Annotated in this window: 14 protein-coding genes; 8 read left to right on the plus strand and 6 right to left on the minus strand. The window is 71.7% G+C overall.

The window, feature by feature from the left end; translation table 11 throughout:
- Positions 1 to 143 precede the first annotated feature (143 nt).
- Positions 144 to 569, minus strand: a complete 426-nt coding sequence (locus ACIA8X_RS41120; protein ID WP_393461191.1) for a hypothetical protein — start codon at positions 567 to 569, stop codon at positions 144 to 146.
- Between the two features lie 190 nt (positions 570 to 759).
- On the opposite strand from ACIA8X_RS41120, the gene ACIA8X_RS41125 reads away from it, so the two are divergent.
- The gene (locus tag ACIA8X_RS41125; RefSeq protein WP_399460451.1) at positions 760 to 1,434 is read left to right on the plus strand and encodes an SMI1/KNR4 family protein; all 675 of its coding nucleotides are present in this window, start codon (positions 760 to 762) and stop codon (positions 1,432 to 1,434) included.
- On the opposite strand, the gene ACIA8X_RS41130 is transcribed toward ACIA8X_RS41125, so the two are convergent.
- A complete protein-coding gene (locus ACIA8X_RS41130) occupies positions 1,431 to 2,474 on the minus strand; it encodes a hypothetical protein (protein ID WP_393461187.1) in 1,044 nt (347 codons plus the stop codon). The two genes, ACIA8X_RS41125 and ACIA8X_RS41130, sit on opposite strands and share 4 nt — an antisense overlap.
- 224 nt (positions 2,475 to 2,698) lie before the next feature.
- On the opposite strand from ACIA8X_RS41130, the gene ACIA8X_RS41135 reads away from it, so the two are divergent.
- Complete coding sequence (locus ACIA8X_RS41135; protein ID WP_399460452.1) at positions 2,699 to 3,448, plus strand: helix-turn-helix domain-containing protein; 750 nt, start codon at positions 2,699 to 2,701, stop codon at positions 3,446 to 3,448.
- On the opposite strand, the gene ACIA8X_RS41140 is transcribed toward ACIA8X_RS41135, so the two are convergent.
- Positions 3,445 to 4,137 (minus strand): NADPH-dependent F420 reductase, encoded by a 693-nt coding sequence (locus ACIA8X_RS41140; RefSeq protein ID WP_399460453.1) that lies wholly within the window; start codon positions 4,135 to 4,137, stop codon positions 3,445 to 3,447. The two genes, ACIA8X_RS41135 and ACIA8X_RS41140, sit on opposite strands and share 4 nt — an antisense overlap.
- A gap of 74 nt (positions 4,138 to 4,211) precedes the next feature.
- Between ACIA8X_RS41140 and ACIA8X_RS41145 the strand changes: the two genes are divergently transcribed.
- Positions 4,212 to 4,577 carry a winged helix-turn-helix transcriptional regulator gene (locus ACIA8X_RS41145; protein WP_399460454.1) on the plus strand — a complete coding sequence of 122 codons (366 nt, stop codon included), beginning with the start codon at positions 4,212 to 4,214 and terminating at the stop codon, positions 4,575 to 4,577.
- A 147-nt stretch (positions 4,578 to 4,724) separates the two neighbouring features.
- Here the strand turns inward: ACIA8X_RS41145 and ACIA8X_RS41150 are convergent, their stop codons facing one another.
- From ACIA8X_RS41150 to ACIA8X_RS41160, 3 genes are all read right to left on the minus strand, one after another.
- Positions 4,725 to 6,032 carry an acyltransferase family protein gene (locus tag ACIA8X_RS41150; RefSeq protein WP_399460455.1) on the minus strand — a complete coding sequence of 436 codons (1,308 nt, stop codon included), beginning with the start codon at positions 6,030 to 6,032 and terminating at the stop codon, positions 4,725 to 4,727.
- Entirely contained in the window at positions 6,029 to 8,443 is a 2,415-nt protein-coding gene (locus tag ACIA8X_RS41155; protein WP_399460456.1) for a glycosyltransferase, read from the minus strand. Before ACIA8X_RS41155 ends, ACIA8X_RS41150 begins: the two co-directional genes overlap by 4 nt.
- Before the next feature lie 178 nt (positions 8,444 to 8,621).
- Positions 8,622 to 9,332, minus strand: a complete 711-nt coding sequence (locus ACIA8X_RS41160) for a FadR/GntR family transcriptional regulator (protein WP_399460457.1) — start codon at positions 9,330 to 9,332, stop codon at positions 8,622 to 8,624.
- Positions 9,333 to 9,530: 198 nt separating this feature from the next.
- On the opposite strand from ACIA8X_RS41160, the gene ACIA8X_RS41165 reads away from it, so the two are divergent.
- The 5 genes from ACIA8X_RS41165 (at position 9,531) to ACIA8X_RS41185 (ending at position 16,901) form a co-directional block, all read left to right on the plus strand.
- On the plus strand, positions 9,531 to 10,937 hold the full coding sequence (locus ACIA8X_RS41165; RefSeq protein WP_399460458.1) for an SLC13 family permease: 1,407 nt from the start codon (positions 9,531 to 9,533) through the stop codon (positions 10,935 to 10,937).
- A 51-nt stretch (positions 10,938 to 10,988) separates the two neighbouring features.
- Positions 10,989 to 12,452 (plus strand): acyl-CoA synthetase, encoded by a 1,464-nt coding sequence (locus ACIA8X_RS41170; RefSeq protein WP_399460459.1) that lies wholly within the window; start codon positions 10,989 to 10,991, stop codon positions 12,450 to 12,452.
- The gene (locus ACIA8X_RS41175) at positions 12,445 to 13,794 is read left to right on the plus strand and encodes a carboxyl transferase domain-containing protein (protein ID WP_393461169.1); all 1,350 of its coding nucleotides are present in this window, start codon (positions 12,445 to 12,447) and stop codon (positions 13,792 to 13,794) included. The genes ACIA8X_RS41170 and ACIA8X_RS41175 overlap by 8 nt, the downstream gene beginning before the upstream one ends.
- 84 nt (positions 13,795 to 13,878) lie before the next feature.
- A complete protein-coding gene (locus tag ACIA8X_RS41180; protein ID WP_399460460.1) occupies positions 13,879 to 15,819 on the plus strand; it encodes a trypsin-like peptidase domain-containing protein in 1,941 nt (646 codons plus the stop codon).
- Between the two features lie 59 nt (positions 15,820 to 15,878).
- The gene (locus tag ACIA8X_RS41185; RefSeq protein ID WP_393461165.1) at positions 15,879 to 16,901 is read left to right on the plus strand and encodes an AAA family ATPase; all 1,023 of its coding nucleotides are present in this window, start codon (positions 15,879 to 15,881) and stop codon (positions 16,899 to 16,901) included.
- The last annotated feature ends 33 nt before the right edge of the window (positions 16,902 to 16,934 follow it).

Raw genomic sequence — 16,934 nt, forward strand, 5'->3', positions numbered from 1 at the left:
ACCGACGAGACCGTCCTCCCGACCGAACTCACCGCATAGCCTCAAAACGAGATCACCGAGTGGCCGTCGATACACCACTCCAGCGGACGTGACCCAAGGCCAATCGGCGTTGTCACGCAGTCAGACCCCCAGGGTGCTTGATCTCAGGCCACCGCTGGACCAGCTCCATGGCGTTCGTAGAGCTGCTTCACTTGCTTGACCCAGAAGCCGAACTTCTCTTCTGCCTTCGCGCTCGCGGGCAGAAGCTGGAGCTCCTTGGCCAACTGATAGAAGCCAGAGCCGGCGTCGTTGGCACCCAGGTAGTTCACCAGGGCCGAGAGCATGACGGGCGGATCCGAGGGAGCGATTTCCTGGTCTCGTTCCACGATCAGCCCGAGCAGACGCCCCATCGCGGCCCGCTCGTCAGCACGCTCGAAGTCGAAAGGACGGCAGCCCGTCCGCCTGGCCAGAGTCACGTTGAGCTCTGTGTACGAGGTGAGCTTGCCCAGCTTCGCTCGCTCAACCAGGAAGCCACGACCGGCATCCACCAGCTCTTCCCATTCACTGTCCGCGCGGCCAAATCCAGACATCCCCGCCCCCTGAGCTACATCGATCCGTGAGCGGGAACGTACAGTGCGGGCGCGGTGCCCACAATCGCGCGATGGGCCAGTCACTGCGACTCCGGGTGACGGCGAGAAACACCCCACCTTGCCCGAACTCTGCCCCTCGGCTCGGCTCAGTATCCGCCCGGCATAGACCCGTTGGCCTACGCTTCGGTTCATGGGGGCGGTGAACTGGAGCGGTGTCCGAGAGCGGGTAGAGGCGCTGGCCCGTGCTGACAAGACGCGGAAAGTCTTCGGCGCGTGGGACAAGTACGGAGGAACGGGGCACCACTTCCGGCTTGCTGGTCCGCTGTCGGAGGCGGAGGTCGCCGAGGCGGAGGTTCAGTGGGGTGTCTCGCTGCCCGTGGACTACCGGGCCTTCCTCCTCGAAGTCGGTGCCGGCGGGGCCGGGCCCGGATATGGGCTCACCGTCCTGGGCCGTGCAGATGCCGGGTGGCTGTGGAGCGATCCGGGCGGCGGTACGGTCCACGAGCGGTTGCGCTTCCCCTTTCCTGGTGGCGAGGAGAGTGCGCGTGTTCAGGCCGAGCATGAGCGCAAGGAGCCGGTCGAGTCCGGCTTCGAGGACGAAGCAGCGTTCCGGGAGGCGTATCGCGCCTGGCTGGTGGAGGACGAGAGGCTGTTCGACTGGTTCTCGTCCGGTGCCGTGTGCCTCAGCCACGAGGGTTGCGGCTATTTCTACTGGCTGGTCGTGTCCGGCCCGCAGCAGGGGCAGGTGTGGCTTGACGAGGGTGCGGGGGACGGAAGGTTCAGTCCCCTCGGAGACGTCGGATTTGCTGATTGGTACCTCGACTGGGTCGAGAAGTCCGAGGCTGTAGTGCGGCGTGCCGGCTAGAGGCCGTCCTCAGCCTGGACAGGCAACGTTGACGTTGTTGACCGGTATGCCTCGGCCATGGCGTGGAATGAGCGTTTCGGTGCGAGGCTGCCCTCGGGCATCAGCTTGCATACCCCGTAGGAGGCCATGTCGAGGTCGAAGCGCGGGTCGGCGTGGTGCGGGTACTCGTAGCCGGCGAAGGTGAACCAGAAGGCGGTGTCCACGCCTTCCTCGTCGAAGACGGCGAGCATCTCGCGTAGGTAGTGGGCCTGTTCATCCTCGTCGCGGACGTAATCGCCGTTGATGCGGGGCGGATCGGCGTCGTGATCGACGACATCCATCCAGCCCATGCCGCCGCGCTCGGCCGCGCCCCGGTAGGTGCAGCAGCCGAATTCGGTCGCCGCGAGCGGCTTGCCGTGCCGGACATACTCGCGCAGGCCCTGGCGGAAGGCGTCACTGGAATCGCCGTAGGCGTCCGCACTGACGATGTCGAAGGGCGCCCAATCGACCTGTTCCCACGTTCCGGAAGCGTAGGTGATCTTTCCGCGGAATCGTGAGCGCACCGTCTCCGCGATATTGGCCAGCAAGGAGTTCAGCCGGGCGGGAACCTCGGCGAGCCCGGCCAATGCCTCGGGGACGCCGCTGGTCAGGGCTTCGATTCTGGCGAGGCTGTCGTCTCCGGCTCCGGGGAGAATGTCGGCGGCGAACAGGCTCAGCTCGCAGCCGGTGACGAGGACGTCCGCTCCCACTTCCTGGGCGCGGTCGGCACAGGTGGCGAAGTAGGGCAGCAGCTCTTCGGCGGACAGTTCGCAAGGGAATGGAGAGAACCAGACCTCAAGCCCGGCGTCGGCGGCGTGCCGGGCCGCGAGGGCCAGTCGCCCGGGGTCGCCGCCGGTGATCCGCACGGCATCGCAGTGCAGGTCGTCCGCGATGACGCGGATCTCGCGTCGCACCGCCTCGGCGTCGAAGACGGGCCGCGAACTCTTTCCGCCCGGAGTGAAGCCAGTGTCGTAGGTGATGCCTTTGGCTCGCAAAGGATGCTCCTGACCATCGATCGACATCTGTTGCCGCGTTGCGACTCGGGGTGCCGAACGTTAGGTACGAGGCGAAATGCCAGTCAACGGCGATCTCCTCGGAACCGTGCCATTTGCGCTGGTCAGCTGCGCAACTGTCGATTGCAATGACAGTGATGGTCAATGCACGGCGAAAGAAGGGGTGTTGCAACGATCGACGCCCCGTGCACACACTGTGTGCCGAGCCGACCGAATCGGAGGAACCGACCCCGATGCCAGGACGCAGGCTGACCCGAGCCGACCGGCAACAGATCGCCGCGGGGTTGGCGCAGCGCCTGAGCTACGCCGATATCGCCAGACGTCTGAACCGTCCCGCCTCGACGGTGAGCCGCGAGGTCGCGCGCAACGGCGGACCTGGCCGATACCGCGCGGAACTGGCACAGCTCGCGACCACCTACCGAGCCCAGCGCCGACCGCAGCCCCCCGCCCCGGTGCGGCGGACCATCGAGCATCTCGGCCCCGACCCCGAGGCAACGGCCGCGTTCGTCACCGACCTCACCACGGCACTTGTCGAAACCGGCCTCCCGCGCACCGCCGCCCGCGTGATGGCCTGCCTGTTCGCCTCCGAGACCGGCAGTCGCACCGCCATCGAGATGGCGCAGCACCTGCAAGTCAGCGCGGCGACCATCTCGTACGCGGTCCGCCTGCTGGAACAGCAGGAACTGATCCGCCGCGGCCGCGACGACCGTGGCCGCCGCCACCGGTATTTCCTCGACGACAAGGCGGGCCTGCGGACCGTCGCGGCCAGCGTCGCCGCCAACCAGCGGTTCGCCGCCACCGCGCTGCGCGGCGCCGAGCTCTTCGGGGCCGAGACCGCTGCCGGCTCCCGGCTCGCCCTGGCAGGCCGATTCCTGGAACGCCTCGGCGACGACCTCATCCGCTCCGCCGAAAAGCACTGGCGTGACATGGTTGGCGACGGGGGCGACGCATACACGTTGATGAGCCACTCTGAAAAGGCTTAGAACCCCTGGCGGAAAGCTGCCGTGTCGCCTTCCATGTCCGGTTGACTCGGTCCGGCCGCGTACGCCAGCGGAGGTGCGATTGCTTGCGCATCCGCTCCCTCGCCGACCCACAACCCGATGAACAGCGCGGCGGTCGCCTCCAGGAGCCCCGCCCGTTCGAGACCGCCGCCGGCCACGGGTTCACAGCCCACGTCCCTCACCAACTCGCGTACCCGCGCGAGGGCCGTCTCGTCGTCCCCGCAGACCGGCACGGCCAGTGGCCTCCCGCCGAAGACGGGCGGCCGCATGCGCCATACGTCCTCGTGGCAGAGGTTGAACGCCTTGACCACGTGGGCTGCCGGTGCCGCGGCGGCCAACTGCTGCGCGGCTGACGGGCCGGCTTCGGTGAGCAGCCGGAAACCCGGGCCGACCGGGTTCGAGCAGTCGAGCAGCACCTTGCCCTCCAGAGCCGCGCCCAGTTCCCGTGCCACGTCCACTCCCGCTCCGAAGGGCAACGCGGCCAGCACCACCTGCCCCGACTCGGCCGCCGAGCGCAGACCGGCAGGCTTCACGCCGCCTCCGATGCGCGTCGCGAGCCGCTCGGCCTTGTGTGCGTCCCGTCCCCCGATGGTCACCTCGTGCCCGGCCCGCACCCAGTGGGTGGCGAGCGCGTCGACCATGCTGCCCGTTCCCAGTACACCGATTCTCATCACGCGAGCCCTCTCCGTGTCGGCTTCCACCGTTCGCACCGACGCTAGAGGGCCTCTCAGGCACCATTTGGTACGTGCCGACCGACGCCTTCCTCGCCGACTGCCGCGCCCGACTCGCCTTCGACCTGCTCTCCAACACCTGGAACGCCGTGGTCCTCTGGGCCTTGCGCGACGGCCCCAGGCGCCCGGTCGAACTGCGGGAGCGGATCGGGGGTATCAGCTCCAAGGTCCTCACCGAAACTCTGCGGCGGCTGCAGTTCAACGGTCTGGTCGACCGGCAGGAACACCCGGGCGCACCCTCGCGGGTCGAGTACGAACTCACCGCTCTGGGCCGGACCTTGCTGGCGCCCATCGACGCCGTCGGCGCATGGGCCTTCGAGTACGGCGATGAGGTCATGGCCGCCCAGGAAGCGGCAGGCGCGGACGCCGCCGGCACATGAGTGCGCACCCCAGGGCGAGGAAAGTTCGGGTCAAGTGGCGCAGGGGCTTGCGGCTCCATCGCCACCGGGCACCGCATCCTGATGCGCCGCTGCCCCGACCCTGGGTGGGCGGGGCAGCGGCTCATCAAGCAAGGTCCCGCGTCGGAGTCACCGCCCCGCGGGCTCAACCTCCCTCAGCGGCCGCGGTTCCAACTCCGGCTCCGGCTTCGACTCCGGCTCCGGCTCCGGCTCCGGATAGAACTCCCGCGGCCGCCCCCTCTTGTCCCGCAACCCCGCCAGCAAACTCCCCGGATACTCCACCGCCCAGTAGCTCACCGTCGCCACCAGCACCCCGGCCGCGACCACGAACAGCACCGCCAGCGGGAACCCCGCCTGGGAGCGGGGCAGGGCGCCGGTGTCGTACAGGAGGAGCATCAGGGGCTCGTGCCAGATGTAGAGGCTGTAGCTGACCAGGCCCACGCCCGTGAGCCAGCCCGAGCGCAACACGGCGTGCCAGCGGGGGCGGGCCGTCGTGCGGATGTGGAGGGTGGCGTAGAGCAGGGCGAACCAGAGGAGGGCGGCCAAGGGGTGGTAGTAGGTGTGCCAGGGGTTTTCCGGTGCGGAGAAGTACGACAGCGCGTACAGGCCTGCCGCCGCGGTCAACGCCATCGCCGTCGCCCGGCGTGCGCCCACCCTCCCCCGTTCGCCCAGCGCGACCAGCACCACCGCCAGCAACATTCCCGCCGCGAAGCCGCCGAGGCGGGCCTGGGGGCCGAAGTACACCGGCCAGTTGGTGTGCGGGACGCCGAGGGCGTGGTGGGCTACGGCGATCCAGGCGACCGGGGCCAGGTAGAGCGCCGCGCAGCCCGACGCGCACAGGGCGACCCGGGCTCGGCGGGTGCCCAGGCGGCGGCAGGCGCGGATCGCCAGGGGGCCCACGGCTACCAGGGTGAGATAGAACGCGATCTCCAGGGAGAGCGACCAGGTCGGGCCCAGGGTGTAGAAGATGCGCTGCTGGTCGAAGACGTGCGTGAACGTGAGGTGTTCCAGCAGGTCCCGCCAGTCGCCGGGGAGGGACGGGTTGCGTGCGGACCAGACGATCAGGACCGCGAGAAAGTAGAGCGGGAGGATGCGCGTCGCCCGGCGGAAGAGGAAGTCCCGGCCCGGGCGGGTGCGGTCCTCGCCGTCGATCGCGGCTCGGGCGTAGGAGAGCGTCAGCAGGTACGCCGACATGACGAAGAACAGGTCGATGACCTCCAGGGAGATCAGCGCCCCGAGGTAGGGGTTGTCGATCGGAGCGTGGGCGCCCTGCGCGTCGTAGACGTAGTACTGCTGCCAGACGTGGAAGACGACCGTGCTGAGGGCGGCCAGGCCCCGGAAGCCCTGGAGTTCGACACTGCGGGAGCCACGGGAGCCACCGGAGCCGCGGGAGCCACCGGAGGACTTCGGCGGCTGCTGTGCGGGGGCGTTCGTCACCGGCCGCCCACCGCCTTCGCCGTCCCCGGCGTGACCGTCGTCGCCGCCACGCGCGGCGTCACCCGCCAACGCCGGTCCCCCAGCAGTTCCTTGAGGTGGGACTGCCGGGCCACGATGTTCTTGAAGTGGGTGTAGAAGACGGTGGAGATCAGTGCGTGGCGCCAGAACCAGCCGCGCCTGCGGCGTAGTTCGGGCAGAGCCAGGCGGCCCGCGAACGCCGTCTGCACCAGGCCCGCCGAGAGCGTGAACGCGAAGGCGAGCAGGCAGGCGGGGGTGGCCCAGTCGATGCGGTCCGCTCCACCGGCCCGCACGGCCGAGTGGAGGAGGATCGGGAGGATCTGGAGGGAGAGCCAGGGCTGGATCTCGCGCCAGCCCAACAGGGCTATGAATCCTGCCTTCTGGCGGAGCGTGAAGTTCGGGTGGCGCAGTGCCTGCCCGAGGTGGCGCAGGGATACCTGCAGCCAGCCCTGTGCCCAGCGTGAGCGCTGGTTCCACAGGGGCTTGAGGCGGGTGGGTGCCAGTTCCCGCGAGATCAGCGTGCGGTCGGTGGCGATGCGCGCGCCCTCCTGCAACGCGCGTAGCGTCGAGTCGATGTCCTCCGTCAGCATCGAGCCGTGCATCCGGATGCGGGCCAGCATGTCGGTGCGCCAGAAGCCGTTGGAGCCGCCGAAGATGCCGAAGCCGTACAGGCGGGTGCGACCCGGGTGGCTGACGGCGTAGATCGCCTCGAACTCGGCGGCGACCTGCCGGGCCACCCAGGAGCTGTCACCGTTGCGGATCACGCAGTGGCCCTGGACGACGTCGTAGCCGTGGGACAGCCAGTCCCAGGCGTGGCGGAAGGCGTCCGGCGCGGGATGGTGGTCGGCGTCGAAGATGCCGACGAACTCGCCGCGCACCCGCGTGACGGCGGCGTTGATGTTCTGCGCCTTGGAGGTGCTCCCTGGCACCGGGAGCAGCACCAACCGCCGGTCGCGGTCGGCTATTTCACGCAGGGTGTCCTCGACCGGCAACCCGTGAGGCGTGTTGTAGGCGAGGACTATCTCCAGGTCGTTCGGATAGTCCAGGCGCAGGAAGGACTCCACCGTGTCGACGATCGTCGCCGCCTCGTTCGGCAGGTACGCCGCGATCACCGCGCTCGCGGGCGGGTACGGCTGTGCGGGCGTCGCGGGCCGGGTGGGCGCGTCGAGTGAGAAGAGGCATTCGAGGAGGATCAGCGAGGCGGACAGGACCAGTCCGGCCACGACGACCCAGTAGACCCCCGAGGCGATGTCCCAGCCCAGCACCGTGTACGTCTGCTCGTACAGCGCGAACGGCACGCCCACGCCGATCAGCAGCGCGAGCAGCGGGGAGAGGGCGAGCAGGAGGGGGCGTACGACCTTCCTCGCGCGGCGGCGTGGTGCGGTGGCCGCGCGCATCCACGGCTCGTAGCGGACGGGGCGCAGGTCGCGGTGGCGCAGTGCCTCGGCGACGGCGTCGGCGGCCTGTCCGACGGCCCGGTCGGCGCGCCTGCCGTCGGCGTCGGCCAGGGGGAGCCAGCCGACGGCCGGGGTCAGCCGTACGTTCTCGTCGGCGACGACGAACCGGGTACCGGCGACGGCGTTGGCGAAGTCCCGCAACGCGCGCCGGGCCGTCTCCTCGTCGACGCCGGGCATGAGGACGAGCAGCCGCCCTTTGTCGTCCCAGCCGAGCCGGCCGCTGCCGTCGCCGAGCCGCTCGCTGACGCCGGCGAGGCGTTCGGCGACCTCGCGGCGCACCCGCGCCCCGAACCGTTCCTCCAGCGCGTCCGCCTCGGCCACGCCGACCACCGCGAGGACGCCTTGGCGGCGGCCGGGGCCGGGGCGGCGCAGTTCGCGGTCGAGTTCGTCGTGGAAGTGGGGGGCGGAGTACAGGCCGGTGCGCGGGTCCAGGGCCAGCCGGTCGACGGGGACCGGGACCCGGTGCAGCTTCGCCGCGATACGGGCCGACAGCTCGACGGGGTCGGCGGCCTCGGGCAGGCAGTCGTCGGCGCCGCTGCGCAACAGGCGGGCGACACCGGCGGGTTCGCGGTCGGCGGTGACCATGACGAGGGGCAGGACCTGGCCCTGAGGTGCGGTGCGTATCTCCTCCACGACCGCCACGGCCTGGTCGACACCGCCAAGGCCGCCGTGGCCGCCGTCGAGGGCGACGATCGCGTCGGGCGGGGTCTGCCGGACGCTGCGGCCGATGTCGCCGGGGACGGCGTGGGTGACCGCGTAGCCGGTGGATTCGAGGGTGCGGGTGAGCCTTTCGCGTCGAGGGCCGGGGGCGCCGACCGCGAGGACATGACCTTGAGCCGGCCCTTCGGTCGCCGACCCGTCGGTCGGCGATCCGCCAGTTGGCGGGCATGCCGGAGTGGTCCGGGGCGCAGGGGCGCGCCTCAGTTCGGTGTGCATGTATGAGGGTCCAATCCTGTTCGGATGTGGGGGGAGGACCTGGTTGTCGTACTCCCCCTGAAAACAAGGGGAGTTGGGATCTTGAGCCTCACAGAGCGCTGTGACAGCTCACCTGCGGTGGTGTAACAGCCACATTGCGATTACGCGTGCATGGCAAGGAGGTTCGCCCCGCCAGGGCCTAGGGCCGCTCTTCCTCCGGCTCCCAGTCCAGCAGCCGCACCTTCGCGACCGTACGGACATGGCGGCGCATGGCGGCGGCCGCCGCTCCCGGCCTGCCCTCGGCGATCGCGTCGAGGATGGCCTGGTGCTGGGCCAGGGAGCGGGCCGGGCGGTGGGGCTGGCGGAGCGACTCGGTGCGGCTCTCGGCGATCTGGTCGGCGATGGAGCGCATGAACTCGGCGAGGATGCTGCTGTGCGCGGCGGCGGTGACCGCGGCGTGGAAGAGGCGGTCGCCCTCCACGCCGTGACGGTTGTCGTCGATCTCCTTCGCCATGTGCGCGAGCGCCGACCGCATCGCCGCGAGGTCCTCCTCCGTGCGGCGCTCGGCGGCCAGTTCGGCGAGTTTGGTCTCCAGGGCCTCGCGCGCCTCCAGCACGTCGGGCAGGCGTCGGCGGCGCTCGACCATCCGCTCCACCGGCTCCACGTCGAGGCTGTCCCGGACGAGGTACGTGCCGCCCCCGTGCCGCACCTCCACCAGGCCCTGCACCTCCAGGACCACGATCGCCTGCTTCACGGAGGCCCGGCTGACCCCCAGCCGGGCGGCCAGGTCACGCTCGGTCGGGAGGCGGTCCCCGGCGCCGAGGCCGCCCTCGGCGACGTAGGCGCGCAGCCGGTCGAGCACCTGCTCGTAGAGGCGCTGCTTGCTCATGGGGCGCAGGGCGTCGGTCATGGGGTCCCCCTCTCGCCGGGAGCGTAACACCGGGGTGGCGGGTGGCCGAGTGGCTCAGCCAATTCATGCGCGACCCCTTGACGTCCCTGTCCCGCGCGCCCACGCTAACCAGCCATCACCCTGAAGTGGCTCAGCCACTCGGCCACCGAAGGGGCGTGCAGCACGCAACCGCTCCGGGACCCAAAGACGGGAGCCCGTATGTCCCCCGAGCTCATCTCGATCCTCGTCCTCGTCGTGGTGTTCGTCATCGCCACCACCCGCTCGATCAACATGGGCGCGCTCGCCTTCGCCGCCGCCTTCGGGGTCGGCACCCTCGTCGCCGACCTGGACGCGGACGGCATCTTCGCCGGCTTCCCGGGCGACCTGTTCGTCGTCCTCGTCGGTGTCACGTACCTCTTCGCGATCGCCCGCGCCAACGGCACCACCGACTGGCTGGTGCACGCCGCGATCCGGCTCGTCCGGGGCCGGGTGGCGCTCATCCCGTGGGTGATGTTCGCCCTCACCGGCGCGCTCACGGCGATCGGCGCGGTCAGTCCGGCCGCCGTGGCGATCGTCGCGCCGGTCGCGCTGAGCTTCGCCGCCCGCTACGGGATCAGCCCGCTGCTGATGGGCGCGATGGTCGTGCACGGCGCGCAGGGCGGCGGCTTCTCGCCCATCAGCATCTACGGCTCGATCGTCAACGGCATCGTCGAGCGGGAGAAGCTGCCGGGGAACGAGGTCGCGCTGTTCCTGGCGTCCCTCGTCGTCAACCTCGTCATCGCCGGGGTGGTGTTCGTCGTGTGCGGAGGGCTCGGGCTGTGGAGGCAGGGCTCAGTGACAGAGGGCAGCGGAAGCGCCCCAAAGGGGCGCGGGGCTGCGAACGATGTGCGGCTACCGCCGCGCGGGCGCGACCAGCCACAACGGAGCGGCACAGGGACGAAGACAGATCCCGGCACCCACCCCTCCCCCACAACCACCACGACCGCCACGACCGCCACCCGCGAAACGGCCCCCGCCCCCACCCTCCCCCTCACCCCACCCCGCATCGCCACCCTCGTCTCCCTGGTCGCCCTCGTCGTCGCCGTGCTCGTCCTCGACCTGGACGCCGGTCTGACCGCGATCACCCTCGCCGTGGTCCTGAGCACCGTCTGGCCGGCGGACAGCAAGAAGGCGGTCGGCGAGATCGCCTGGCCCACCGTGCTGCTGATCTGCGGTGTGCTGACGTACGTCGGCGTCCTGGACGAGATGGGCACCATCACCTGGGCGGGCGAGGGCGTCGGCGGCATCGGCGTACCGCTGCTGGCAGCCGTGCTGCTCTGCTACATCGGCGCGATCGTGTCGGCGTTCGCCTCGTCCGTCGGCATCATGGGCGCGCTCATCCCGCTCGCCGTTCCCTTCCTGGCGCAGGGCGAGATCGGGGCGGTCGGGATGGTGGCGGCGCTCGCGGTGTCGGCGACCGTCGTGGACGTCAGCCCCTTCTCGACGAACGGCGCGCTGGTGCTGGCCGCGGCACCGGATGTCGACCGCGAGCGTTTCTTCCGGCAGCTCATGATGTACGGAGGGATCGTGGTGGCGGTGGTGCCCGCGGTGGTGTGGCTGGTGATGGTCGTGCCGGGCTGGGGGTAGACAGGCAGACGTACGACGACCTCGATGACAACACTGAAGGAGTTACGACGCGTGTCCTCACTCTTCCCCGCCCTGACGGGTGCTCCGGCCGGCCGTCCCGCCCTGCGGTTCGGCGACCGTTCCCTGACGTACGGCGAACTCGGCGCCGTCTCCGGCGCCCTCGCGGCGCGGATCGGCGGGGCGGGACGGGTGGCCGTGTGGGCGACCCCGGCGCTGGAGACCGCCGTGGCGGTGGTGGCGGCGCTCCAGGCCGGTGTCGCCGCCGTACCGCTCAACCCGAAGTCCGGGGAGAAGGAGCTCGGGCACATCCTGTCCGACAGTGCGCCGTCGGCGGTGCTGGCCGCCGCAGGGGACGAACTGCCCGCTGCTCTGGGTGACTTGGAGCGCATCGACGTCGACGTCGACGTGCGTGCCGCAGACCCGCTCCCCGCCCCTCTCCCCGACCCGCAGGTGTCCGACGAGGACCCCGCCCTCGTCGTCTACACCTCCGGCACCACGGGCCCGCCCAAGGGCGCCGTCATCCCGCGCCGGGCGATCGCCACCACCCTGGACGCGCTCGCCGACGCCTGGCAGTGGACCGCCGACGACGTCCTGGTCCACGGCCTGCCCCTGTTCCACGTGCACGGCCTGGTCCTCGGCATCCTCGGCCCGCTGCGCCGCGGCGGATCCGTACGCCACCTCGGCAGGTTCAGCACCCAGGGAGTGGCCCGTGAGCTGACCGACGGCGCGACCATGCTGTTCGGCGTACCGACGATGTACCACCGCATCGCCGGGGCGCTCGCCGAGGAGCCGGAGTTGGCGAAGGCGCTGGGCCGGGCCCGCCTTTTGGTCTCGGGCTCGGCCGCGCTCCCGGTGCACGACCACGAGCGCATCACCTCCGCGACGGGACAACGCGTCATCGAGCGGTACGGCATGACGGAGACGCTGATGAACACGAGCGTCCGCGCGGACGGCGAGGCCAGGGCCGGGACGGTCGGCGTGCCGTTGCCGGGCGTGGAGCTGCGGCTCGTCGAGGAGGACGGGGCGCCGATCCCGTCGTACGACGGCGAGACGGTGGGCGAGATCCAGGTGCGCGGCCCGAACCTGTTCACGGAGTACCTGAACCGCCCCGACGCGACGACCGCCGCCTTCACTCCGGACGGCTGGTTCCGCACCGGCGACATGGCGGTGCGCGATCCCGACGGGTACGTCCGCATCGTCGGCCGCAAGGCCACCGACCTGATCAAGAGCGGGGGGTACAAGATCGGGGCGGGCGAGATCGAGAACGCGCTCCTCGAACACCCCGGCGTGCGGGAGGCGGCCGTCACCGGGGAGCCGGACGCGGACCTGGGCGAGCGGATCGTGGCGTGGGTGGTGCCGGAGGATCCCCAATCCCCGCCTGCGGACGAGGAGTTGGCGGACCACGTGGCCCGCCGTCTGGCCCCCCACAAGCGCCCCCGCGTCGTCCACCACCTCGCCGCCCTCCCCCGCAACGACATGGGGAAGATCATGAAGCGGGCGCTGCGCCATGACTGAGCGGCGCCTGTCGGCACGGGAGGTCCTCGCACTGGTCGCCGACGACTCCACCTTCGCCGAACTCCCCCACCCGGAACGGGAGTCCGGCCCGGATGGCCCGCTCGCCTGGCAGGGCTACGACGCCTCGCGCGCACGTGCCGCCGAGCGCACCGGCGAGCAGGAGTCGGTCGTCTGCGGCACCGCGAGCGTGGCGGGCACGCGGGCCGTGCTCCTGGCGTTCGAGTTCGGCTTCCTGGGCGGCTCGCTCGGCGAACGCACCGGGGACCGGCTGGAGGCGGCGTACGCGTACGCCCGCGCCCACCGCCTCCCGGTCGTCCCGCTGGTCGCGACGGGGGGCAGCCGGATGCAGGAGGGCATGCTCGCCTTGACCCAACTCCAGCGCGTGGCACGGCAGTCGACGCTCACCCGGGAAGCCGGACTCCCTCAGGTCGCGGTCCTGAGAGACCCGACGACGGGCGGCGGCTGGGCGACGCTGGGCGCGGGCGCCGACGTGATCCTCGCCCTGCCCGGCGCCCAGGTCGGCTTCGCGGGCTCCCGGGTGCGGCCGGCGGACGCGGATCCGGCGGCATACACAGCTCAGGCGCAGGTCGCGGCGGGGGCGGTGGACGCGGTCGTCGCGCCGGAGAATCTGGGGGAGGCGCTGGGCCGCTGGCTGGGGCTGTTCACGGGACGGCCCGCCCGGGAGGCACCACTGCCTTCCGCGCTTGCGGGCACGCACGACCAGATGCCCGCCACCGGCTGGGAGGCGGTCCTACGCGCCCGCGCACCGCAACGCCCGCGCGCCGAGCGCTACTTGGACTCCTACTTCGGCCACCGCGTAACGATCAGCGGCGACCGCAGCGGCGGCGCCGACCCGGAGGGCATGCTGTGCGGCTTCGGCAGGCACGAAGGCCGTACGGTCGCGTACGCCGCCCAGACCGGCACGGCGACCCGCCCGGCGGGCTTCCGTACCGCCGCCCGGCTGATCCGCCTCGCCGACCGGCTCGGTATCCCGGTGCTGACCCTGGTGGACACGCCTGGCGCCGCCAACGACGCGGAGGCGGAACGGCAGGGCGTCGGCGCCGCGATCGCTGACCTGTTCGGCGCGGTGGCCGCCGCCCGGGTGCCGATCACCACGCTGCTGATCGGCGAGGGCGGCTCGGGCGGGGCACTGGCGTTGGCGGCGCCGGGCAACACGTGGGCCACGCCGGACAGTTACTTCTCGGTCATCGCGCCGGAGTTGGCGGCTGCGATCCTGAAGCGGACGCCGGAGGAGGTCGAGGCGACGGCCGATCAACTCCGTATCCGGCCACAGGACTTGGTGGAGCTGGGCGTGCTTCGCGGAGTCGTGGGGAGAGAGTGAAGAGGGTGGCTGGAAACCGGGACAGCCTCGGCGGCCGTCCGGGACAATGGTCGTGATCGACGGATCGCAGGTGACGGGGGCGTCATGACGGGCCTGAGGAGTGCCGAGTGGCACGCCCGCATCGAATGCGGGGGCACGGTGTCCGGCGCGGGCTTCCTGGTGACCCGCGACAAGGTGCTGACCTGTGCGCATGTCGTCGAGAACAGCGACCTGGCCCCGGTGACCGTGACCTTCCCGCAGCGCCCCGGGGACGCCCCCGTGGCCGCGCGGGTCGTCGCGCACGGCGGCTGGGACGGCCGTGTCTCCGAGCTGGGGGACCTGGCCGTACTGGAACTGGACCGCGAGGTGCCGATCACCCCGGCGCCGCTCGCCCCGGCCGACGTCGCGCACGGCGACCGCAGGCTCATGGCCTACGGGTTCCCCGCCGGGTACGACGACGGCACGATCGCCGAGTTACGTGCCGTGACCGAGCTGTTGATCGGCGGCGAGTGGATCCAGCTTGAGGCCTGGAGCGGACAGGGCCAGCCGCTGGCCGTCGGTTTCAGCGGCGCCGCGGTCACCCTGGTCGACACCGGTCAGGTCGTCGGCATGGTCACGGCGGCGGCCGGCGCCCGCACCGTACACACCGGCCGGATGATGCCGACGCATGTGCTGGCCCGCTACTGGTCCCACCTGAGCGAACTCGTGCCGGTCGTGGGTGCCGGGCCCGTGCCGGCGGCGTCGGTCGCGGGGTCCGGGTACGTGCGTGGGGCGGCGCCGGCCCGGGGATCCGGACCCGCCCACCCCACGCCCGCGCGACGCCCACCGCACCGCGGAACGCGCGCTCCGCTTCCGGCGCACTTCCTCACGGCGCCGCCGGAAACCGCGTACGCCCCTGGGACCCCCACCCCGAACCCCGGCCACCCCGGCGGCCCCCGGCTTCGCGCGCTCGTCGAGAAGGCCGCGCGGGCCGGCCTCGACTGCGACCCCGTGCGGCTCTACGCCGCCGCTGCCGGGCCGTTCGATCCGAATCCGCCCGCCGAGGGCTTCGGGTCCCTGTGGTCGGCGGCGTGGTTCGTGCTGTGCGAGGTGGACGACGCGGCCACCGTGACACGGTTCGCCGATCGCCTCGACGCACTGCTCAACGCCCCGCCCAAGGCCGAGACCGACACCCGGCTCACCACCCCGCCTCATGCCGGGAGCGACACCCGGCTCCCCGCCCCGCCCCCGGCAGAGACCGGCGCCATCCTCGTCGAGCTGGGCCACAGCGGCGCCGGTGACGACCTGGTGCGGGTCGAGGTGTCGGCGTACAGCGCGGGGCGCCGGCATCCGGTCCCCGCGGAGACGGTTCCGCGGGCCCGGCTGCGCGCGTGTGTCCAGGACCGTATAGAGGACGCCTTCTGTCATCTGACGCCCGGCGCGGACGAGTTGATCGCCTTCGCGCTGCCCCGCGACTGGCTCGACTGGCCGGTCGACCGCTGGGAGAGGGGCCCCGACGACGACACGCCGCTCGGCTGCGTGCACCCGGTGGTGGTGACCGACCAGGCCAGGCGCAGATCCAGCACCCGGCTCCTCCTCACCAGCGCCTGGCAGCGCCTGGACAGCCGCACCGGCGCCCGTATGCACCGCGTCGCGTGCGGCGGCGGCGAGGACCCCAGGAAGCTCCGGGTGGTCCTGCAGCAGTCCGAGGCCTGCCTGGCGGGGTTCGGGGCGACGTCCCGGGCGGCCCGCACCCGCCCGCACTTCGAGACGTCGCTCAACGCGCCGGCGCCGGTGATCGTCTGGTCCCGGCAGGGCTGCGACCCGGAGGAGGCGGAGTGTGCGGGCAACTCCGACTGCCCCGGTACGGCGTTCCTGGACGCCCTGGACGACCTCGTCTCCCAGGTGCCGCCCGCCCAACTCCCCCGCCGGTTCCTCAGCCTGCGCCAGCGGGCCGACGCCGAGGACGACCACTGGGCGCGGGACATCCAGCTCCTGTGGGACGACCCACGCCGCTTCACCGACCCGCACACCACCGCCGTACACACCAGATCACCCGTCGCCTGACCCGGCCGCCCGCCGGGACCGCAGACCGCCAATCGGAGAGCAACCGGAGAGAGCGCACCATGCCCAACTGGTCCGTCTACACCGGCACCGACGAGCCGCACGACGGCATCGCCGAACTGCCCGACCCGCCGCCCTGGCGGGCGTTCGACGGCGGCCCCGCACTGCCGCGGCCCGGCGACGGCGACGACGAGTCGGCGGTCTCGCCGGACCGCGTGCACCGGGCGCGGACGTACGTTCCGACGCCGGAGAGCGTGCAGCTGGTCAACGCCGCGCTGTGTCTGCGCCGTCCGCTGCTGGTCACCGGCCCGCCCGGCACGGGCAAGTCGTCCCTCGCCTACGCCGTGGCCCGCGAGCTGTGCCTGGGCCCCGTCCTGCGCTGGAACATCACCAGCCGCAGCACCCTCGCCGACGGCCTCTACCAGTACGACCCCCTGTCCCGCCTGTACGCGGGCCGGAAGGAACCCGGCCCCGGCCCCGCCCCCACCCCGGACGGCGTCGAGGACCATCTGCGGCTGGGCCCGCTGGGCACGGCCCTCCTCCCCTACGACCGCCCGCGCGCCCTCCTCGTCGACGAGATCGACAAGAGCGACCTCGACCTGCCGAACGACCTGCTGAACATCCTGGAGGAGGGCCAGTACGAGATCCCCGAACTGGTCCGCGCGGCCCGCCACTCCACCGACGGCGAGGCCCGGGTCCTGGCCGACGGAACGGACACGCCGGTGCCGGTCGTCCGCGGCCGGGTCCGTTGCCGTGCCTTCCCGTTCGTCGTGCTGACCAGCAACGGCGAGCGCGAGTTCCCGCCCGCCTTCCTGCGCCGCTGCGTCCGCCTGCGTCTGCTCCGCCCCGACCGCACCCAGCTCACGGACATCGTCCGCGCCCACCTCGGCGAGCCCGACGCACGGGCGGCAAGCCTGATCACCGAGTTCCTGACCCGCGCCGGTAGCGGCGAACTGGCCACGGACCAACTCCTCAACGCCATCTACCTCACGGGCATCGCCGGCCTCGAAGCCGACTCCCGCGAGGAGCTGGCCGAGCGGTTGATGCCGTATCTGAGCTCGGCGGCTGACGGCGATGGATTCTGAGGGGCGGAGGACGGGGGCGCCCGAAGGATCCGC

It is taken from the genome of Streptomyces sp. NPDC051738 (genome assembly GCF_044453205.1).
GTDB lineage: Bacteria > Actinomycetota > Actinomycetes > Streptomycetales > Streptomycetaceae > Streptomyces.